Genomic DNA, 18,391 nt, shown 5'->3' on the forward strand with positions numbered 1-18,391 from the left:
CTGGTCACCGCTGGTCCGGGCCGGGACGTCGCACCCAAGCCGGAAAAGCAGAACGGCCCGGACACTGTGTGTCCGGGCCGTTCATCTGTGTAGCGGGGGCAGGATTTGAACCTGCGACCTCTGGGTTATGAGCCCAGCGAGCTACCGAGCTGCTCCACCCCGCGTCGGTGAACCCAACGTTACGACACGGGGCGGAGAGCCGCCAAATCGGGGTCTACCCGGCGGCCTCCTCGGAGGCGTCCGCGCTGGGCTCGGTCGACTCCTCGTCGGTGTCACCCGAGCCCTCGCCCGACCCCTCCTCCGAGCCCGCGGCCTGGCCGGAGAGCACCAGCGCCCGGGCGACGGCGCGCTCGGCGGCCTCGACGCGCTCCTGGTACGTCGCCAGGTCGCCGTCGGCGAGGGCGGCCTGCGCGGCGGCGAAGGCGTCCTCGGCGTCCTCGAGCAGCTGCGCGATCTGCTCGGCACGGGTGCCGGTCAGCTCGCCCCCGGGCTCGTCCTGGCCACCGTTCGAGCCGGAGCCACCGGAGCCACCGGACCCGCCCGACCCGTTGCCCGAGCCGGAGCCCGAGCCGGCCGAGCCCGCGGACACACCGAGCAGGTCGGCGAGCGCGCGGCGCAGCGTCGTCCCCACGCCGACCTCGTCGCCGTACCGCACCAGCACGTAGCGCAGGATCGGGAAGCCGGAGTCGGTGATCTCGCGGATCGAGTAGACCGGCTGGACGTAGAGCAGCGCGTCCGCGACCGGCAGGGTCAACAGGTTGCCGTAGACCGGTCGCGCGCCGGAGCGGTTGAAGTCCGCGACCAGGTCCGCGATCTGCGGGTCGGTGGCGAACGCGTTGGCCACCTGCCCTGGCCCGTCGGTCTGCTCGTTGGGCAACTGCAGCACGCGCATCCGCCCGTAGGTCTCGCTCGACGCGTCGGCGTCGACGGAGACGAACGACGCGAGGTTGTCCTTGTTGTAGGGGACGAAGACCGACGACAGCGCGAAGGTCTCCTCGGCGTCGCCGGGGTTGCGGACGAAGAGCCGGTACGGCGGCTGGAGCGTGCCCCGCGTGTACGGGTCCTCCGGGACCTCCCACCGGTTGTTGTCCTGGTACCAGTCACGCGGGTCGGTGACGTGGTAGCGGGCGAACTGGAAGCGCTGCACCTTGAACAGGTCCTCGGGGTAGCGCAGGTGCTGCATCAGCTCGTCGGTGATCTCGCCCTTCGGCGTGACCGTGCCGGGGAAGGCGTTGCTCCACGCCTCGAGGATCGGGTCCTCCTCGTCCCAGGCGTAGATCGTGACCTCGCCGGAGTACGCGTCCACGGTCGCCTTGACCGCGTTGCGCATGTAGTTGATCTCGTCGGTCGGGATCGTCCGCAGCGCGCCCGGGGTGTCGAGCGAGTCGTCGGTCATCTCGTCGAGCGACTCGCGCTGCGCCTGCGGGTAGCGGTCGGTCGTGGTGTAGCCGTCGACGATCCACAGGATCCGCCCGTCGACGACGGCCGGGTAGGCATCCGCGTCTACCGTCAGCCACGGCGCGACCCTGCGGACGCGGTCCCGAGGCTCGCGGTTGTAGAGGATCTTGCTGTTCTCGTTCACGCGGCCCGAGAGCAGGAAGTTCGGCTCGCCGAACTTCACGGCGTACATCAGCTGGTTGAAGAAGCCGCCGATCGCGACGTCGCCGTCGCCCTCGTAGGTCGTCACCGTGCCCTGGTCCTCGCCGCCCGGCGTCGGCAGGTTCAGCTCGACGTCGGGGCTCTCCTCGTCGGCCTTGCCGACGATGGAGTACTCCGGGCTCTGCTCGCCGTAGTAGACCCGCGTCTCGTAGCCGCCGGTCGCCTCGGTCAGGTCCTCCTGGCCCGGCCCGCTGCCCTCGGCCCACTGCACGTTGTCGGCCTCCGAGACGCTGTCCGCCTCGTCGGCCTCCTCCCCGGCCTCGGCCTGCGCGGAGTTGTCCTCCGGGCGCTGGTTGGCGTACGCCGCGATGATGCCGTTGCCGTGGGTGTAGACGGTGTGCAGGTTGGACCAGTTGCGCGAGTCGTCGCCCAGGTTGTCCTGGTCGAGCTCGCGGACGCCGAGCACGAGCGCGCGGTCCTCGCCGTTGATCTCGTAGCGGTCCACGTCGAGCACCGGCGCGACCGAGTAGAACGCGCGGACCTGCTGGCGCTGCTCGAACGCCGCGCGCACCAGCTGCGGGTCGACCAGCGGGACCGACGCGGTGCCGCCGTCGAGCGTGCCGATGTTGACGTCGAGGTCGGGGTCGCTGGAGTACTCCTCGACCTCCACGTCGGCCACGCCGTAGGCCGCGCGGGTGGCGTCGATGTTGGTCTGGATGTAGGGCTCCTCCTTGTCGGCCTGGGAGGGGTTGACCTGGAACTGCTGGACGATGCCGGGCCAGATCAGGCCGAGCAGCACCGCGGAGAGCGCCATGAGCGCCAGGCCCATCGACGGCAGGATCCAGGTGCGGCGCCAGACATTGAGGAAGAACAGCACCGCGCACACCAGCGCGATGCCCATGAGGATGTTCTTGGCCGGCAGCACCGCGTGGTCGTCGGTGTAGCTCATGCCGGTGAACAGCTCGCCGCCCTGGGTCACCAGGTCGAAGCGGTCGAGGTAGTAGTCGACGCCCTTGGCCAGCACGAAGATGCCCAGCAGCACCGAGAGCTGCACCTGCGCCGCGCCCGAGAGCCGGTCGGTCGAGACCTGGAGCCGGATGCCGCCGTACAGGTAGTGCACGACGGCCGCCGCGAGCAGCGCCACGACGACGACCGCCATGGTGAAGTCGACGAGGAAGTGCAGCCAGGGCAGGTCGAAGACGTAGAAGCCGATGTCGCGCCCGAAGTACGGGTCGTCGTCCCCGAAGGCGTTGCCGTTGCGCCACAGCAGGTAGTTGCGCCACTCCCCCGACCCCGAGGTGCCGGCGAAGACGCCCATCACCAGCGCGACGCCGACCAGCAGCCAGGTGCGGATCGGCGTGACCGCCTCGCGGTAGCGCTCCAGGCCGCTCTGGTCCGAGCCCGGGACCCGGAACGCCGGGCGGTAGCGGTAGGCCAACCACATGTTGAGGCCGACGACGATCGCCATGAGCGCGCCGAAGACCAGGAACAGGCCGGTCCGCGTCCAGAACAGCGTCGTGAAGACCGAGCCGTAGTCGGCGCCGCGGAACCACAGCCGGTCGGTGTAGAACGACGCGAACGTCGTCAGGCCGAAGAACGCCAGCACCACCACGACCGCGGTGATGGCCAGCGCGCGCGACCGGCGCGGCACCTCCCGCTCCGGCGGCGGGGTGTCGCGAGGGTCGTCGGCGAAGAGCTCGCTCACGCGGACCCTCCCGGCTGGTCGGTGCGTCCGTCAGTGGGTGCGGTCGTGTGGTTCATTCCCTCGTCCTCCTCCAGCGTGGCCTGCAGCAGCGCGAGCAGGCCGGGCACCAGGTCGGCGCCCCCGACGACCGACTGGTCGTCGTCGTGCGCGCGCAACCGCAGCGCGCAGTACGTCGATCCGTCGCGGGTCGCCCCCGCGACGATGCGGACCTCCTGGCGGTCCGGGTGCTCGCGGGCGAACGCCTCGGCCTCCGCCGGGTCCTCCGGCACCTCGGTGTCCGCGCCGGGCGGCAGCACCAGCCGCTCCACGACCGCGGCGCAGCCGGTCACACCGGCGGGCCACAGGATCGTCTCCAGCACCTGCTCCAGGGGTACGTCGGGTGCCAGCTGGTCCTGCTCGATCGCGGTCAGCGACCCCTGCTCGGACGACGCGTCCAGCCCCATCTGCGCCGCCAGCGCCGGCTCCTGGCGCACCAGCGCCCCGGTCTCGACCAACGCGTACAAGCGGGCCGGCTGGTCCCAGCCGTCACCGGCCAGGTGCGACTCGATCTCCAGCACCGCCGACGCGAGCGCCGGGTCGGTGTCCAGGTCGTCGAGCAGGCCGTCCTTGTCCGCCTGGTCGCCGTGGTCGTCCGCGGTCGGGTCGGGCACCTGGTCCTCGGTCACGTCTGGTCCTCGGTCACGTCTGGTCCTCGTCAGTTCTCGTCACAGCCGGGCAGGTCCTCGGTGTCGGGGTCGGCCACCCACGTCTCGATGGCCTCGACGGCGTCGTGCATCGTCTCCGCGCGCACCAGCTCCATGTCGTCGGCCGGCGCCCCGAGCGCGTCCGCGCAGTTGTCGGGCGGCACCAGGAACAACGCGGCACCGGCGTCGCGTGCTCCCACGATCTTCTGCTGGATGCCGCCGATCGGCCCGACGTTGCCCTCCGGGTCGATCGTGCCGCTGCCGGCCACGATCGCCTCGCCGGTCAGCGAACCCGGGGTGAGGGTGTCGTAGATGGCCAGGCTGAACATCAGCCCGGCGCTCGGGCCGCCGATCTGGGGGTCGACGTTGACCGAGACCTCGAACGGGAACGTGAACCCGGTGCCGAGCCGCACGCCCACCTGCGGCCGGCCGTCGACCTCCTCGGGCACGACCTCCACCGTGCGCTCCTCGCCCTTGCGCAGCACGCGGAAGGTCACCGGCTCGCCGGGCTCGGCCGCCTTCACGACGTCCACGAGGTCCTGCGGCTCCTCGATCTCGACGCCGTCGGCCTCGAGGAACACGTCGCGCACCCGCAGCCGCCCCTCGGCCGGGGTCCCCTCCGTCACCAGGAGCACCTCGACGGCCGGCTCCACGTCGTACCCCAGCTCGGTCAGCGCGACCGCGGTGGCGGCGTCCTGGGAGGTGACCATGTCGACCGCGCCCTCGGCCTCGTTCTCCTCGTCGGTGGTCCCCACCTCGTAGACCGCCTCGTAGGGGTAGACCGCGTCCTCGTCGCTGAGCCAGCCCTTCATCACCTCGAAGAGCGACACGTCGGCGTTCGGCCGCGACACGAAGACCGTGGTCATCCGCAGCTCGCCGTCCTCGCGGTAGGTCTGCTCCCCGTCGATCTCGACGATCTCCTTGCCGCCGTCGGTCCCCAGCACGTCGACGGTCAGGCCGGGCTCGTAGGTGACGTACGGCAGCGGGTGGCGGGCCGCCGCCACGAGCAGCGCCACGACCAGCGGCACCGCCAGGAGGGCGGCGATCGTGCGCTGCGTCATGGCGCCACCTTCTCATCAGGCGGCAAGCCGGGCTCCGGCCGGTTCAGGAGGCGCGGCGGGAGGGGCGCACGGCGACGCCGGTGCTGCGGTCCTCGCGTCGCGCGGGTGCGGCGTACGTCGGCCGCTGGCCCCGCTCGATCGCTGCGCCCATCCGCCGGACGGCCACCTCGCGGTCGACCTCCCCGCGACCCTCGCGGCCCAGCCACGACACCCACACCATCGCCACGGCCGTCACCACGGCGGGCGGCACGAGCCAGAGCAGGATCTCCACGCCCCGAAGGCTAGGCGGCGGGCCGCTCGTTCCGGCGGAGCCACGCCCGCTGCCCCGGGCCGACGGGGGCTACGGGGAGCCGACCCACTCCTCGGTGCCGTCGCCGAAGCGCTGGTGCTTCCAGATCGGCACCTCGTCCTTCAACGTGTCGATGAGGACGCGGGAGGCCTCGAAGGCGGTGCCGCGGTGGGCGGAGGCGGTCGCGACGACGACGGCGGCGTCGCCGATGGCGAGGCTGCCGACGCGGTGGACGGCGGCGACGCCGTGCACGTCGTGCTCCTCGGCGACCCGGTCGCAGACCTCCGCCAGCTTCGCGAGTGCCGTCGGGTGGGCGGAGTAGTCCAGGCCGGTGACGCCCTTGCCGCCGTCGTGGTCGCGGACGCGGCCGACGAAGAGGACCAGCCCGCCGGAGGCGTCGTCGTCGAGCGAGCGGAGCACCTCGTCGACGTCGAGCGCGGTCTCGCGCAGGCCGACGAGGCGGACGGCCGGATGGGTCATGGGGCCGACCCTAGTCGCGTGCTCGCCGCTGGGCCCGCCGCGTACCGTGGGAGCATGACGAACAACCCGTCGGACGGTCCCGACGACGGCCAGGACCCGGGCCAGAACCCGTTCAAGGGCACGCCCTTCGAGGCGTTCTTCTCCGGTGGCGCCGGTGGCTTCCCCGGCGGATTCCCCGGCGGATTCCCCGGTGGTTTCCCGGGCGGACTCCCGGGAGGCGCGGGCGGCGGCATGCCCGACCTCTCCCAGCTCTTCGGCCAGATCCAGGCGATGATGCAGCCCTACGACGGTCCGCTGAACTGGGACCTCGCGCTCGACACCGCCCGCAAGGCCGTCCCCCAGCCGGACCCGACGCCGACCCAGCGGCAGAAGGACGCCGTCGCCGACGCCCTCCGCCTCGCCGACCACTGGCTCGACGACACCACGTCGTTCCCCTCCGGAGTCACCTCCACGACCGCCTGGAGCCGCGCCGAGTGGGTCGTCGGCACCGCCGAGGTCTGGAAGGTGCTGGTCGCGCCCGTCGCCGAGCAGTCCACCTCGGGCATCACCGACGCGCTGCCGCCGGAGGCCAAGGCGCAGGCCGGCCCGATCCTCGGCATCCTCGGCAAGGCCATGGGCGCGATGCTCGCCAGCCAGGTCGGCTCCGCGCTCGGCGCGCTGGCCGGCGAGGTGCTGAGCGTCTCCGACGTCGGCGTGCCGCTGGCCCAGCCCGGCCGGGCCGCGCTGCTGCCGACCAACGTCACGGCCTTCGCCGAGGGTCTCGACGTCACCGAGGACGACGTGCTGCTCTACCTCGCGCTGCGCGAGGCCGCCCACCAGCGGCTCTTCGCCCACGTCCCGTGGCTGCGCGAGCACGTCATCGCCGCGGTCACCGACTTCGCCAAGGGCGTCGAGATCAACGCCGAGGCGATCCAGGCCCGCATCGAGGAGCAGATGCGCGGCGTCGACCCGACCAACCCCGAGTCGATGCAGCAGCTGCTCGAGGGCGGCCTGTTCGAGATGCCGAAGTCGCCGCGCCAGGAGGCCGCGCTGCAGCGGCTCGAGACCGCGCTCGCGCTCGTCGAGGGCTGGGTCGACGAGGTCGTCGGCCAGGCCACCGCCGAGCGGATGCCGGCCGCGGCCAAGATGCAGGAGGCGGTACGCCGCCGGCGCGCCGCGGGCGGGCCGGCCGAGCAGACCTTCGCCTCGCTCGTCGGGCTCGAGATGCGCCCTCGCCGGCTGCGCGACGCCTCCACCCTGTGGGGCTCGCTGCGCACCCGCCAGGGCATCGAGGGCCGCGACGGCGTGTGGATGCACCCCGACCTGCTGCCGACCGCCGCCGACCTCGACGACCCGCTGGGCTTCCGCGAGGACGCCGGCGCGCCCGCGGAGCTGACCGACGAGGCCTTCGACGCCGAGCTCCGCAAGCTGCTCGAGCCCGGGTCCGACGGCTCCGGGTCCGACGGCTCGCGCGGCTCCGACGAGGAGTGAGCCTCCACGCCGACGCGCTGGCGCTGCTGACGGCCTGGACGGCGCCCGGGCCTGCGCAGGAGGCGCTGCGCGAGCGGTACGTCGCTCACCTGGAGGCCCATCCCGACGGGCTGGGGCGGTCCTGCCGGCCCGACCACGTCACGGCCAGCACGCTGGTCGTCGACGCGGCCGGCGAGCGGGTGCTGCTGACGCTGCACGCCAAGGCGCGCGAGTGGTTCCAGCTCGGCGGGCACTGCGAGCCGGGCGACACCACGCTCGCCGGCGCCGCGCTGCGCGAGGCGACCGAGGAGTCCGGGATCGCCGGGTTGCTGGTCGACCCGCAGCCGGTGCACCTCTCCGAGCACGCCGTGCCGTTCTGCGGGGGGCCGCTGGCCGACGGACGTCCCGTGCACCACCTGGACGTCCGCTTCCTCGCGGTCGCGCCGGCGGAGGCGGCGTACGCCGTGAGCGAGGAGTCGGTCGACGTGCGGTGGTGGCCGGTCGAGGACCTGCCGAACCCGGAGCTCGCCGAGCTGGTCGCGCTGGCTTCGGACCGGTTGGCGCTGGACCGGCTGGGTCAGTCGACTTCGTCCTGCATCGACGACGGCGGGTCGACCCGCGCGGCCGCGGACCAGCCGAGCAGGTAGCCCTTGGCCCGCTCGGTCTGCGGGTAGCGGTCGACCCACGCCCAGAACCGCGCGTCGTGACCGGCCTCGATCAGGTGCGCGAGCTCGTGCACCATCACGTAGTCGATGACCCACGACGGCATCCCCTGGAGCCGCACCGACAGCCGGATCGAGCGGTCGCCTGGGGTGCACGAGCCCCAGCGCGCGTTCTGGTTGTCGACCCAGCGGACCGACTCGGGCACGGCGATGCCGCCGAGGTACCGGTCGCTCAGCAGCCGCGCCCGCGCCAGCAGGTCGTCGTCCGAGGGGTTGCGGCGGCGCTCGGACCGCTCGAGCCGGGCGACCATCTTCTCCACCCAGTCCGCCTCCTCGGCGCGGGACAGGCTGGCCGGGACGAGGACGACGATCCGCTCGCCGTCGCGGTACGCCGAGACCGTGCGGCGCCGCCGCTTCGAGCGGCGCACCTCCACGTCCTGGCGCACTCCCATGTGCGGGAACCTACTTCGTCGCCCACGCCAGGAGGCGCTCCTTCGGCCACGTGTTGACGATGCGGTCGGGCTCGATCCCGGCCGCGGCGGCCCGCTCCGCGCCGTACCAGAGGAAGTCCAGCTGCCCCGGGGCGTGCGCGTCGCTGTCGATGGAGAAGACGCAGCCGATGTCGCGGGCCAGCTCGAGCAGCTCGGTGGGCGGGTCGCGGCGCTCGGGCCGGGAGTTGATCTCCACGGCGACGTCGTGCTCGGCGCAGGACTCGAAGACCGCGCGCGCGTCGAACTGCGAGGGCGGGCGGGTGCCGCGGCCGCCGGTCACCAGGCGGCCGGTGCAGTGGCCCAGGACGTTCATGTGCCGGTTCCTCGTCGCGGCGACCATCCGGCGCGTCATCGCGTCGCGGTCCATCCGCAGCTTGGAGTGGACGCTGGCGACCCGGACGTCGAGCCGGTCGAGCATCTCCTCGGTCTGGTCGAGGCCGCCGTCGTCGAGGATGTCGACCTCGATCCCCTTGAGCAGCGTGAACGACCCGCCCAGGTGCTCGTTGACCGCATCGACCACGTCGAGCTGGCGGGCCAGGCGCTCCGCGCTGAGGCCGCGCGCCACCTTCAGCCGCGGCGAGTGGTCGGTGAGCACGAGGTACTCGTGGCCCAGCTCCATCGCGGTGATCGCCATCTCCTCGATGGGCGAGCCGCCGTCGGACCAGTCGGAGTGGGAGTGGCAGTCGCCGCGCAGCGCCGCGTGCAGGTCGTGGGCGCCGTGCTCGTCCTCGGTGAGCGGGCCGGCGTGCTCGGTCTCCAGCTCGGCCAGGCGCCGCGGCGTCTCTCCGCGCACCGCCTCGGCGATGACCCGGCCCGAGGACTTCCCCACCCCCGGCAGGTCGGTCAGCGTGCCCTCGTCGACCATCCGGGCGACCTCGTCGTCGGGCAGCGGCAGGATCGTCGCGGCCGCGCCGCGGTAGGCCTTGACCTTGTAGGTGTCCTCCCGCGCCCGCTCGAGCAGGAACGCGATCCGCCGCAGCGCGGCGACCGGCCCCGCGGTGTACGCCGCCGGCACCTCGGGCTGCTCGCCCACAGCCCACCTCCGTCCGTCTATTTCTCCTCCACAGCCCGTGGAGGACCGTCGTCCCAGGTCAGCCGCCCGCCGGTGCGCCGCTCGGGCGTGTCCTCCCCAGGCTCCTCCCAGGTTCCGCCGCGTGTCGTCCACGGGTCCGGCGGTCGGTCCACAGCCGTGTCCACAGGTTCGTCCACAGGCTGAGGATCGCGGGCGTTGACCGTCGTCCCCGCCGAACCTAGCGTGAGGAGCAGACGAGGCCCCCGGGCCCGGCGCACGACATCCGCAAGGGGAAGGCGGGTGTCGCGCGGCGGCCGGGGGCCTCGCCACGTACGGGGTGGCCGGCGGTCACTCGCCGGTGCTCATTCGCCGGTGAAGGCCGGGGGCCGCTTCTCGCGGCTGGCGCGGATGCCCTCCTGCAGGTCGGCGGTGGCGAGCGTGATCGGCTGGGCCATCGCCTCCCACTGGATGCACGCCTCGAAGTCGCGGTGGCCGCCGTCGAGCAGCGCCAGCTTGGTCAGCCTGCTCGCGATCGGCGCGGTGGCGGCGATGCCGTGGGCGGCCTCCATGACCTCGTCGAGGAAGCCCCCGGGCTCGATGACCCGGGACACCATGCCCATGGTCAGCGCCTCGTCTGCCTGGACCACCCGGCCGGTCAGGAGCAGATCGCGCGCGTGCGCCTCGCCGACCACGTTGGGCAGCAGGTAGGTGCCGGCCATGCCCGCGTGCATGCCGAGCTTCACGAAAGGGGCGCCGAGCCTGGCGCCACGGGCGGCGTACCGGATGTCGCAGGCCAGGGCCAGGCACAGCCCGGCCCCGATGGCCGCTCCGTTGACGGCGGCGATCGTCGGCACCTCGAGCTTCCGGATCGAGAGCCAGGCCCGGTAGAACGCCATCATCCGGGTCCGCAGGTAGTCGACCGACGCGTCCGGCTCGCTCGCGATCCAGCCGGTGTTGCCGCCGGAGCAGAACGCCGACCCCTCACCGGTCACGACGACGGCGCGCACCGACCTGTCGGCCGCGAGCTCGTCGATCGCCCGCACCCAGGAGGCGGTCATCTCGTCGGACATCGCGTTGCGCATGTCCGGGTTGTCGAGGGTCAGGACGGCCACGCCGTCGTCGGTCCGGTCCAGACGGAGGTGGGTGAGGTCAGCCATGGGCGGCAGGCTACCGACGGCGCTCCTCGGGCCGCGGAGCGCCTGCGGGGCCGGAACGGCGCGGTGTCGTATCGTCGAGAACGGTCCGGCGGCGTCTCGCCGTGGGACACCGGCGGGCATCCCCTGCGTCCCGTCGCGACCACCGAGTGAGACCCGAGGAAGACCCGCATGGGTCTAGGCAAGGAGGCCGTCATGGCGGAGACCTGGAGCGGCGAGTTCTACTGCGTCAAGTGCAAGGAGAAGCGCGAGGCGGAGGGCGAGGTCAAGGTCAACGACAAGGGCACCCGCATGGCCAAGGCCGTGTGCCCCGTCTGCAGCACCAACCTCAACCGCATCCTCGGCAAGGCCTGAGGCTCCGAGCCCCACGCACCGAGACGCTGTCCGGCGGCGCTCCCCCTCGTGGGAGCGCCGCCGGAGTCGTCCCTGGCTGTTGACGGCTGTCGACCGACGGCTGTCGACGGCTGCTCCGTGACCGCCGGCCGCCGGCCGCCGGCCGGAGGTCACGCGGTGCGGGCGACCCCGAGGTCGGTCCCGAGGTCGGCCCAGGCGCAGCCGCAGTGCGGGTGCGGGTCGACGGTCACCCGCTCCGGCACGACCCCGCCGAGCTCGTACGCCGCGCCCCAGGTCGAGGGCTGGTCGCCCTCGGCCCACGCGACCAGGTCGCGGACCGCCCAGGCCAGCGCGAGCGCGACGACCACCGGGTCGCACGCGGCCGCGGGGGCCCGGGCGAGCTGCTCGAGCACGACCGCCCGCCGCGGGTCGGCCTCCGCCCGCCGCGCGTCCGCGCACCGCAGGCAGCCGGTCCGGCCGGGCACCACGAACGGGCCGACGGTGCACCCGCCCTCGCGTCCGGCCACGGCCAGGTGCGGGACGCCGGCGCGCAGGCAGCCGTCGAGCCGGTCGCGCGCGACCACGCCGGGCGCCAGCGCCACGTGCACGCTCGCCGAGCCCGGCGCCGTCACCGGCAGGCCGGCGGCGACCAGCAGCGGCACGACCTGCTCGACCAGGGCCGGCGGCGCGTCCACCGAGATCGAGGTCGCCGCGCGGCGCGCCAGCCGACGAGCCGCGTCGTCACCGTGCCGGGCGCGGGCGGCCTCGACGGACGCGCGCCCTCCCGGCCGGGCGTCGACCAGCAGGCCCGCCGCCTCGAGCCCGACCAGCACGCGGTCGGCCACCGGGCCACCCTCGGGCCGGGCCCCGCGGACGACCGCGTCGAGCACGCGGCGTACCTCCGCGGAGTCGGGCAGCACCACCCGCCGCGGCGGGTCGAGCCCGACCTGGAGGTGCCCGTCGTCGCGACGGGCGACGACCAGTCCGGGGCGCAGCGTGCGGCTCATGCCGGCAGCGTCACACGCCGCCGCGAGGCGCGCGACCGGTCCTCCACAGGGGTGGGCGGCTACCAGTGCTCGCTGTCGAGCTTGCCCTCCATCGCGCGGAGGTGCTCGCGGGAGCAGGCGTCGCAGAAGGTGCGGGGCCGGCCGTTCTCGAGGGCGGTCGTCCAGGTGAGGCTGCGGACCAGGTCGGTCTCCTGCCGGCCACACCAGGCGCACGTGCGCGGCAGCTCGGGGTCGTCCATCGTTCGAGGGTAGCGAGAACGGCCGTGGACGCCGAGGAGCCCGGCACCACGTCGTGGCGCCGGGCTCCTCTCTTGCATCACCCGCGATCAGGGTGAGGTCGGTCCGCGTCAGAGAGCACGGGCCAGGGCGAGGCGCGCCTGCTGCGCAGCCCGCTCGGCCTTGCGGCTCAGGCGGAGGGCACGGGCCATCTCGTGGCCGCGGCGGGACTGTTGCGCCTCTCCCAGGCGCGCGGCCTGTTGTGCGCGGGCCAGGTTCTCGTGGAGAAGATTCATGTCGGTGCTCCGGTTCTGGTCGGTGGTCATGGTGAGGTCGGTCCTTCGGGTGTCAGGCGCGCTCAGAGCGCTCGGGCGAGGTCGGTCCGGGCCTGCTGCACGGCCTGCTCGGCCTTGCGGTGGTTCCGGATCGAGCGGGCCAGCTGGGAGGACCTGCGGGCTCGCGTCGCCTCGCCGAGGCGCGCGTCCATGTGCGCGCGGGCGATCTCTACGGTCAGGTGGTTCATCGCGACGTCCTTGTCGTGAGTGAGGGATGTTGGTCGGGTGGTGCGGTGCTGCGTGGTGCGGTGCTGCGTGGTGCCGGCCGCCGGTCAGGCGGCGTCGTTCTTGCGGGGACGGCCACGGGGCCGCTTGCGGGGGATCACCACTCCCTGGAGGAAGAGCTGTCCGCCCCAGACACCCCAGGGCTCGCGACGGTCGAGGGCCCCGTCGAGGCACAGGGCCTGGACCGGGCACTCCTGGCAGAGAGCCTTGGCGTGCTCCACGTCGGACGGGGACTCGGCGAACCACAGCTCGGGGTTGTTCACCCGGCACGGCAGCAGCTCGTCGTCCACCGAGGCCGCCTGGTCGTGCAGGAGGCCGAGGGTGGGCTCCGCTGCAGGGCTGCGGTCGAGAACGCTGATGGTCATGTTTCACCTCCTTGTTTGCTCTGATCGCGGGTGTGCGGGAAATCAGAAAGGCCGCGGATCCCGGGTTTCGGGTTCCGCGGCCTGGAGGTCGCCGGTGCTGAGGAGTCTCAGCAGATCGGTGGTCTCCAGGCGGTGGTACCCGGGAAGTAGGCCTGCGTGCGGGCCGCGTCGCGCTTGCCGGCGATGGCCGCGGGAAGGACGGAGTCCTCCCGACGATCGCGGACGATGACACCGGTGGCGCCGATCGAGGCGTGGCCGCACGTGGGCATGGCGAAGCGGGACGGGGTCTGAGCCGTCATCCACAGGTTCACGGTGCTGTTCATCGCGGGGCCACCTCCTTCGGTGCTTCGGGCGCCGGTCTTGTCAGGACCGTCGTGCGCGTTGGCTGGTGACGTGAAGTTAGCGCCCCGGCTCGGTAAGGGGCAAACCATTTATTGGGCATTTCGCCGATTTCTTCTTCAACCGTTTCCGGGGCAACCGGCACGGCTGCTCGGGCGTGCGCGGCCCGATCTCGGCTGACCTGCGCAAACGGCCTCAGCCGACGAGGTCGAGCACGTCCTCGCCGTACTTATCGACCTTCGAGCGGCCTATACCACTGATCCGCAGCATCGCCTCGGGCGTCTGCGGCTTGTGCTCGGCGATGAGCTGCAGGGTGGCGTCGGTGAAGACGACGAACGCCGGCACCGACTCGGCATCGGCCCGCTCCTTGCGCCACGTGCGCAGCCGCTCGAAGAGCTCCTCGTCGTACGACGCGGGGCAGTCGTGGCAGCGGCCGCGCTTCTTCTCGATGGCGCTCGTCAGCGGCTTGCCGCACTCGCGGCAGCCGGCGACCTTGCGCCGCCGCGGCTGGTCCTGCGCCCGGGACTCCTCCGGCAGCAGTGGGTCGAGGAACCGCGAGGGCCGTCGCGACGCGCGGCCGCCCGGGTTGCGCGCGGCCGCCCACGACAGCGCGAGGTCGAGGCGGGCCCGCGTCATGCCGACGTACAGCAGCCGCCGCTCCTCCTCGACCGCGAGCGGGGTGTCGGCGTAGGTGATCGGGAGCGTGCCGTCCTGGAGACCACAGAGGAAGACCGAGTCCCACTCCAGGCCCTTGGCGGCGTGGAAGGTCGCCAGCGTGACGCCGTCGGCGACCGGCGCGTGCTGCTCGGCGGCGCGGCGGTCGAGGTCGGCCACGAACGCCTCGAGGTCTCCCCCGCCGGCCTCGAACTCGCTCGCCTGGTCGACCAGCGCCTGCCAGGACTCCCATCGGTCGCGGGTCTGGCCGCGGGCCGCCGGCGCCTCGGGCGTCCACCCCATGCCGGCCAGCGTCGCGGTGACGGTGCCGACGACGCCGACGCCCTCCCCGGATCGGGCGGCGCCGCGGATGCGCGTCACCGCCTCGCGCACCTCGGGGCGGTCGAAGAATCGGGCGGCGCCACGGACGACGTACGGGATCCGCCGGGCGGCGAGCGCCTCCTCGAACGCCTCGGACTGCGCGTTGATGCGGAACAGGATCGCCACCTCGCCGAGCGGGCGGCCGGCGTCGCGGAGCTTGAGGATGCGCGCGGCGACGTCCTCGGCCTCGGCGACCTCGTCGGGGCGCGCGGAGTAGGTGACCGGCGGGCCGGACGGACGCTGCGCGCGCAGGTCGACGCCCTGGCTCGGCGTCCCCGCGAGCAGCGTGTTGGCCGCGTCGACGACCTGCGGCGTGGAGCGGTAGTTGCGGACCAGCTCGACCGAGGTGGTGCCCGGGTAGCGCTTGGGGAAGTCGCGCAGGTAGTCGGCGTTCGCGCCGGCGAAGGAGTAGATCGTCTGCGCCGGGTCGCCGACGACGCAGAGCTCGTCGCGGCCACCGAGCCACAGGTCGAGCAGGGCGGACTGGAGCGGCGAGACGTCCTGGAACTCGTCGACGACGAAGAACTTGTACTGCCGGCGCACCTGCGCCGCGACCCGCTCGTCCTCGGCGAGCATGCCGGCGGTCAGCAGCAGGACGTCCTCCATGTCCATCCGGCCCGACTCACGCTTGGCGTCCTCGTAGCTGCTGAACACCCGGCCGACGGCGTGGTGGTCGAGGTTGGTGACGCTGCGCCCGCGCGCCGCCGCCACCCGCGGGTAGTCGTCGGGCTGGACGTTGCTCACCTTCGCCCACTCGACCTCCGAGGCGAGGTCGCGCAGCAGCGCCTGGTCCGCGGAGATCCGCTGCCGGCGGGCGGCCGTCGCGAGCAGGCCGATCTTGGACTCGATGAGCTGGGGCAGCTCGGTGCCGTGCACGTGCGGCCAGAAGTACCGCAGCTGGCGCAGCGCCGCGGAGTGGAACGTGCGCGCCTGCACGCCGCCGGCCCCCAGCGTGCGCAGCCGCCCCCGCATCTCGCCGGCCGCGCGGGTGGTGAAGGTGACCGCCAGGACCTCGGTCGGCGCGTAGACACCCGTCGCGACGCCGTACGCGATGCGGTGCGTGATCGCGCGGGTCTTGCCGGTGCCCGCACCGGCCAGCACGCGGACCGGCCCCCGCAGCGCCTCGGCGACCCGACGCTGCTCCGGGTCGAGCGCGGCGAGCAGGTCGTCGGGGCCGGTCATGGAAGGGAACAACTCCTGAGGGACGGTGGTTTGATCAGGTGTTCCAGACCCTAGACGCCGGAGGCGACAGTCCAGATGAGCGGCCAGTTCACGATGTACACGACCCCGTGGTGCGGCTACTGCCACCGGCTCAAGAGCCAGCTCGACCGCGAGGGCATCACCTACGACGTCGTCGACATCGAGCAGGCGCCCGAGGCCGCGAAGATCGTCGAGTCCGCCAACAACGGCAACCAGACCGTCCCCACGCTCGTCTACCCCGACGGAACCGCCCAGACCAACCCCTCCCTCGCGCAGGTCAAGGAGAAGCTGGCCGCGATCGCCTGATCCCCGGCCCAGGCCCAGACCCGGGCCCGGGCTCGGCGCGACCGCGTCGCCCTTGTAACGCGACGTTCGCCGCTCTACCTGCACGCTGCAACGTGCAGATAGAGCGGCGAACCTGTCGTTACATGCGCGTACGCCGCCCGCCCCGGCGGCGCGGGGAGGTCACCACTGGCCGGGCAGCTCGCCGCCGTACCAGTGCTCGATGAGCGAGCGGCTGATCGAGACGCCGCCGGGGAGCACCAGCTCGCCGGAGGTGGCCTGGTCGCGCATCTCGGCGCGGGTGAACCAGCGGGCGTCCTCGATCTCCACCTCGTCGACCGTGATCTCGGTGGAGGTGGCGCGGGCGACGAAGCCGACCATCAGGCTGGCGGGCAGCGGCCACGGCTGGCTGCTGAAGTACTCCACCTCGCCGACGACCACGCCGGTCTCCTCGGCCACCTCGCGACGCACGGCGTCCTCCAGCGTCTCGCCGGGCTCGCAGAAGCCGGCCAGCGTGGAGTAGCGCCCCTCCGGCCACACCGCCTGGCGCCCCAACAGGCACCGCTCGTCCTCGGCGCCCGGCTCGCCCGAGGTGACGACCATGATCACCGCGGGGTCGCTGCGCGGGAACTGCGACTTCCCGCACTGCGTGCACACCAGCTCGTGACCCGCCGCGGTCGCATCGAGGCGACCGCCGCAGCGCGGGCAGAAGCGCGTCGCGAAGTGCCACTCGGCCAGGCCGAGCGCATGGAGGACCAGCGGCGCGACTGCGAGGTTGTCGTCCGACAGCGACGGCAGCAGGCCGCGCAGCGGCAACCAGGACGCGTCCCCCTTCGCCTCCTCCGGACCGGTGACGACGGCGAACCACACCCGCCCCTCGCGCTCCCCCAGCAGGACCCGCAGCCCGTCGGGCGCCTGCGACGGCGGCACCCACGCGACGCGCCCGTCCGCCGGGCGCACGCGGGTCCCGGACACCACCAGCACGCGGGTGTCCTCGTCGGCCCACCTCTCGGCGAGCCAGGCGTCGTCCTTGCGGTGGACCGCCACGCGGTCGTGCGGGTCCTGGGCCAGCTTGAGGTGCGGGGCGATCACGTCCGGAGGCTAGACCGGCAGCCCTGACCCGCGCCGCCCGACACCGGCCCCAGTTGACAACCATTCTCACTTGCTCTGAGAATCATTCTCATGACGATGAAGCGAGCGCTGCTCCTGCCACCCCTGCTGACCCTCGTGTCGGCCTCCCTCCTCGCCTGCGGCGAGTCCTCCTCTCCCACGAGCGCACCGAGCCCGGCCGACGGCTCGGCGACGTCCCAAGCGGGGCCGGCGGCGGTCGAGGAGGCCGGACCTCAGCCGCGCGTCGCGGTGTCGTACGACGGCGGCGTGCTCGTGCTCGACCCGGAGTCGGGCGAGGTGCTGCTCGAGGAGCCGCTCGACGGCTACGTCCGGCTCAACCCGGCCGGCGACGGCCGGCACGCGTTCGTCTCCGCCGCCGGCGCGTTCACCGCGCTCGACCTCGGCTCCTGGACCGAGGCGCACGGCGACCACGGCCACTCCTGGAGCACCGAGCCGGCGCTGACGTCCTTCTCCGTGGCGGCCGAGGAGCCCGGGCACGCGGTCGCCCACGACGGGCTCACCACCCTGTTCGACGACGGGACCGGCGTCGTCACGGTGGTCGACCCGTTCCGCATCGCGGAGGGCGAGGACCCAGTCGTCGAGACGACCACGCTGCCCGAGCCGCACCACGGCGTCGCGGTCCGCAGCGCCGTCGGCACCCTCCTGCACACCGTCGGCGACGCCGAGTCCCGCTCGGGCGTCCGCGTGGTCACCGCCGCCGGCGCCGAGCTGGCTGCGAGCGACGAGTGCCCCGGCGTGCACGGCGAGGCCTTCGCCGGCGACGTCGCCGTCGTCGGCTGCGAGGACGGCCTGCTCGTCGTCGACGGGCGAACGATCACCAAGGTCGACAGCCCCGATGCGTACGGCCGGATCGGCAACCAGGCCGGGCACGAGAGCTCGCCGTTCGTCCTCGGCGACTACAAGAGCGACCCGGACGCCGAGCTCGAGCGGCCGACCCGGGTCGCGGTCGTCGACACCCGCGACGCGACCCTGCGGCTGGTCGACCTGCCGGCCAGCTACTCCTTCCGGTCCCTGGCCCGGACCGCGGACGGCGACGGCCTGGTCCTCGGCACCGACGGCGCGCTGCACGTGGTCGACGTCCGGCGCGCCGAGGTCAGCCGCTCGCTCCCGGTGGTCGAGCCGTGGCGCGAGCCGACGGACTGGCAGCAGCCGCGGCCGACCGTGCAGGTCGTCGGGGACACGGCGTACGTCACCGAGCCCGCCCGCGACCGGCTGCACGTCGTCGACCTCGGCTCCGGCGAGGTCGTGGACACCCACCGGCTGCCGCACACCCCGGACGAGGTCGTCGCGACTGCGGGATGAGCGGCCCGACGGACTAACCCTCGTCGCCCCGGCGTT

General features: G+C 73.2%; 21 protein-coding genes and 1 tRNA gene. 5 read left to right on the forward strand and 17 right to left on the reverse strand.

The window, feature by feature from the left end; genetic code table 11:
* Positions 1–90: 90 nt before the first annotated feature.
* From H7344_RS11080 to H7344_RS11105, 6 genes are all read right to left on the reverse strand, one after another.
* Positions 91–164, reverse strand: a tRNA-Met gene (locus H7344_RS11080).
* A gap of 50 nt (positions 165–214) precedes the next feature.
* Positions 215–3,304, reverse strand: a complete 3,090-nt coding sequence (locus tag H7344_RS11085) for a UPF0182 family membrane protein (RefSeq protein ID WP_186346083.1) — start codon at positions 3,302–3,304, stop codon at positions 215–217.
* Positions 3,301–3,969, reverse strand: coding sequence for a PPA1309 family protein (locus H7344_RS11090; RefSeq protein WP_229707147.1), 669 nt, complete (start codon positions 3,967–3,969; stop codon positions 3,301–3,303). Before H7344_RS11090 ends, H7344_RS11085 begins: the two co-directional genes overlap by 4 nt.
* A 29-nt stretch (positions 3,970–3,998) precedes the next feature.
* Positions 3,999–5,048 (reverse strand): YlbL family protein, encoded by a 1,050-nt coding sequence (locus H7344_RS11095; RefSeq protein WP_186346084.1) that lies wholly within the window; start codon positions 5,046–5,048, stop codon positions 3,999–4,001.
* A gap of 43 nt (positions 5,049–5,091) precedes the next feature.
* Positions 5,092–5,319, reverse strand: coding sequence for a hypothetical protein (locus H7344_RS11100; protein ID WP_186346085.1), 228 nt, complete (start codon positions 5,317–5,319; stop codon positions 5,092–5,094).
* A gap of 69 nt (positions 5,320–5,388) precedes the next feature.
* The gene (locus tag H7344_RS11105; protein ID WP_186346086.1) at positions 5,389–5,817 is read right to left on the reverse strand and encodes a molybdenum cofactor biosynthesis protein MoaE; all 429 of its coding nucleotides are present in this window, start codon (positions 5,815–5,817) and stop codon (positions 5,389–5,391) included.
* A gap of 54 nt (positions 5,818–5,871) precedes the next feature.
* Here H7344_RS11105 and H7344_RS11110 point away from each other — a divergent pair, with 54 nt between their 5' ends.
* Positions 5,872–7,287 carry a zinc-dependent metalloprotease gene (locus tag H7344_RS11110; RefSeq protein ID WP_186346087.1) on the forward strand — a complete coding sequence of 472 codons (1,416 nt, stop codon included), beginning with the start codon at positions 5,872–5,874 and terminating at the stop codon, positions 7,285–7,287.
* Complete coding sequence (locus H7344_RS11115) at positions 7,284–7,913, forward strand: NUDIX hydrolase (protein WP_186346088.1); 630 nt, start codon at positions 7,284–7,286, stop codon at positions 7,911–7,913. The genes H7344_RS11110 and H7344_RS11115 overlap by 4 nt, the downstream gene beginning before the upstream one ends.
* Here the strand turns inward: H7344_RS11115 and H7344_RS11120 are convergent.
* From H7344_RS11120 to H7344_RS11130, 3 genes are all read right to left on the reverse strand, one after another.
* A complete protein-coding gene (locus tag H7344_RS11120; protein ID WP_186346089.1) occupies positions 7,844–8,380 on the reverse strand; it encodes a M48 metallopeptidase family protein in 537 nt (178 codons plus the stop codon). The genes H7344_RS11115 and H7344_RS11120 overlap by 70 nt on opposite strands.
* A 10-nt stretch (positions 8,381–8,390) precedes the next feature.
* Complete coding sequence (locus H7344_RS11125; RefSeq protein ID WP_229707148.1) at positions 8,391–9,452, reverse strand: PHP domain-containing protein; 1,062 nt, start codon at positions 9,450–9,452, stop codon at positions 8,391–8,393.
* 341 nt (positions 9,453–9,793) lie between these two features.
* Positions 9,794–10,588: an enoyl-CoA hydratase/isomerase family protein gene (locus H7344_RS11130; protein ID WP_186346090.1), complete on the reverse strand. Its 795-nt coding sequence runs from the start codon at positions 10,586–10,588 to the stop codon at positions 9,794–9,796.
* Between the two features lie 192 nt (positions 10,589–10,780).
* On the opposite strand from H7344_RS11130, the gene H7344_RS11135 reads away from it, so the two are divergent.
* Positions 10,781–10,939 carry a DUF5679 domain-containing protein gene (locus tag H7344_RS11135; protein ID WP_091115022.1) on the forward strand — a complete coding sequence of 53 codons (159 nt, stop codon included), beginning with the start codon at positions 10,781–10,783 and terminating at the stop codon, positions 10,937–10,939.
* A gap of 149 nt (positions 10,940–11,088) precedes the next feature.
* On the opposite strand, the gene H7344_RS11140 is transcribed toward H7344_RS11135, so the two are convergent.
* The 7 genes from H7344_RS11140 to H7344_RS11170 all read right to left on the reverse strand — a co-directional run bounded on the left by H7344_RS11140 (position 11,089) and on the right by H7344_RS11170 (position 15,622).
* Entirely contained in the window at positions 11,089–11,925 is an 837-nt protein-coding gene (locus H7344_RS11140) for a TOMM precursor leader peptide-binding protein (protein WP_186346091.1), read from the reverse strand.
* Positions 11,926–11,984: 59 nt separating this feature from the next.
* On the reverse strand, positions 11,985–12,164 hold the full coding sequence (locus tag H7344_RS11145; RefSeq protein ID WP_186346208.1) for a hypothetical protein: 180 nt from the start codon (positions 12,162–12,164) through the stop codon (positions 11,985–11,987).
* Positions 12,165–12,272: 108 nt separating this feature from the next.
* Positions 12,273–12,467, reverse strand: coding sequence for a hypothetical protein (locus tag H7344_RS11150; RefSeq protein ID WP_186346092.1), 195 nt, complete (start codon positions 12,465–12,467; stop codon positions 12,273–12,275).
* A 32-nt stretch (positions 12,468–12,499) separates the two neighbouring features.
* Complete coding sequence (locus H7344_RS11155) at positions 12,500–12,664, reverse strand: hypothetical protein (RefSeq protein WP_186346093.1); 165 nt, start codon at positions 12,662–12,664, stop codon at positions 12,500–12,502.
* A gap of 84 nt (positions 12,665–12,748) precedes the next feature.
* The gene (locus tag H7344_RS11160) at positions 12,749–13,066 is read right to left on the reverse strand and encodes a WhiB family transcriptional regulator (RefSeq protein ID WP_166190788.1); all 318 of its coding nucleotides are present in this window, start codon (positions 13,064–13,066) and stop codon (positions 12,749–12,751) included.
* A 107-nt stretch (positions 13,067–13,173) separates the two neighbouring features.
* Entirely contained in the window at positions 13,174–13,389 is a 216-nt protein-coding gene (locus H7344_RS11165) for a hypothetical protein (protein WP_166190786.1), read from the reverse strand.
* Between the two features lie 211 nt (positions 13,390–13,600).
* Complete coding sequence (locus H7344_RS11170) at positions 13,601–15,622, reverse strand: ATP-dependent DNA helicase UvrD2 (RefSeq protein WP_186346094.1); 2,022 nt, start codon at positions 15,620–15,622, stop codon at positions 13,601–13,603.
* A gap of 75 nt (positions 15,623–15,697) precedes the next feature.
* Between H7344_RS11170 and H7344_RS11175 the strand changes: the two genes are divergently transcribed.
* On the forward strand, positions 15,698–15,946 hold the full coding sequence (locus tag H7344_RS11175) for a mycoredoxin (RefSeq protein WP_186346095.1): 249 nt from the start codon (positions 15,698–15,700) through the stop codon (positions 15,944–15,946).
* A 159-nt stretch (positions 15,947–16,105) separates the two neighbouring features.
* Here H7344_RS11175 and nudC read toward each other — a convergent pair whose 3' ends face one another.
* A complete protein-coding gene (nudC, locus tag H7344_RS11180) occupies positions 16,106–17,014 on the reverse strand; it encodes an NAD(+) diphosphatase (protein WP_186346096.1) in 909 nt (302 codons plus the stop codon).
* Between the two features lie 90 nt (positions 17,015–17,104).
* Here nudC and aztD point away from each other — a divergent pair, with 90 nt between their 5' ends.
* Positions 17,105–18,355: a zinc metallochaperone AztD gene (aztD, locus tag H7344_RS11185; RefSeq protein WP_186346097.1), complete on the forward strand. Its 1,251-nt coding sequence runs from the start codon at positions 17,105–17,107 to the stop codon at positions 18,353–18,355.
* Positions 18,356–18,391: the final 36 nt, after the last annotated feature.

The organism is Nocardioides deserti (assembly GCF_014266025.1).
Classification (GTDB): Bacteria; Actinomycetota; Actinomycetes; order Propionibacteriales; family Nocardioidaceae; genus Nocardioides; species Nocardioides deserti.

Excerpts from the sequence above, each read along its gene's own strand:
- H7344_RS11095 (WP_186346084.1), bottom strand. The coding sequence starts at position 5,048 with ATGACGCAGCGCACGATCGCCGCCCTCCTGGCGGTGCCGCTGGTCGTG.
- H7344_RS11105 (WP_186346086.1), bottom strand. The coding sequence starts at position 5,817 with ATGACCCATCCGGCCGTCCGCCTCGTCGGCCTGCGCGAGACCGCGCTC.
- H7344_RS11110 (WP_186346087.1), top strand. The coding sequence starts at position 5,872 with ATGACGAACAACCCGTCGGACGGTCCCGACGACGGCCAGGACCCGGGC.
- H7344_RS11120 (WP_186346089.1), bottom strand. The coding sequence starts at position 8,380 with ATGGGAGTGCGCCAGGACGTGGAGGTGCGCCGCTCGAAGCGGCGGCGC.
- H7344_RS11130 (WP_186346090.1), bottom strand. The coding sequence starts at position 10,588 with ATGGCTGACCTCACCCACCTCCGTCTGGACCGGACCGACGACGGCGTG.
- H7344_RS11135 (WP_091115022.1), top strand. The coding sequence starts at position 10,781 with ATGGCGGAGACCTGGAGCGGCGAGTTCTACTGCGTCAAGTGCAAGGAG.
- H7344_RS11140 (WP_186346091.1), bottom strand. The coding sequence starts at position 11,925 with ATGAGCCGCACGCTGCGCCCCGGACTGGTCGTCGCCCGTCGCGACGAC.
- H7344_RS11145 (WP_186346208.1), bottom strand. The coding sequence starts at position 12,164 with ATGGACGACCCCGAGCTGCCGCGCACGTGCGCCTGGTGTGGCCGGCAG.
- H7344_RS11150 (WP_186346092.1), bottom strand. The coding sequence starts at position 12,467 with ATGACCACCGACCAGAACCGGAGCACCGACATGAATCTTCTCCACGAG.
- H7344_RS11155 (WP_186346093.1), bottom strand. The coding sequence starts at position 12,664 with ATGAACCACCTGACCGTAGAGATCGCCCGCGCGCACATGGACGCGCGC.
- H7344_RS11160 (WP_166190788.1), bottom strand. The coding sequence starts at position 13,066 with ATGACCATCAGCGTTCTCGACCGCAGCCCTGCAGCGGAGCCCACCCTC.
- H7344_RS11165 (WP_166190786.1), bottom strand. The coding sequence starts at position 13,389 with ATGAACAGCACCGTGAACCTGTGGATGACGGCTCAGACCCCGTCCCGC.
- H7344_RS11170 (WP_186346094.1), bottom strand. The coding sequence starts at position 15,622 with ATGACCGGCCCCGACGACCTGCTCGCCGCGCTCGACCCGGAGCAGCGT.
- H7344_RS11175 (WP_186346095.1), top strand. The coding sequence starts at position 15,698 with ATGAGCGGCCAGTTCACGATGTACACGACCCCGTGGTGCGGCTACTGC.
- aztD (WP_186346097.1), top strand. The coding sequence starts at position 17,105 with ATGACGATGAAGCGAGCGCTGCTCCTGCCACCCCTGCTGACCCTCGTG.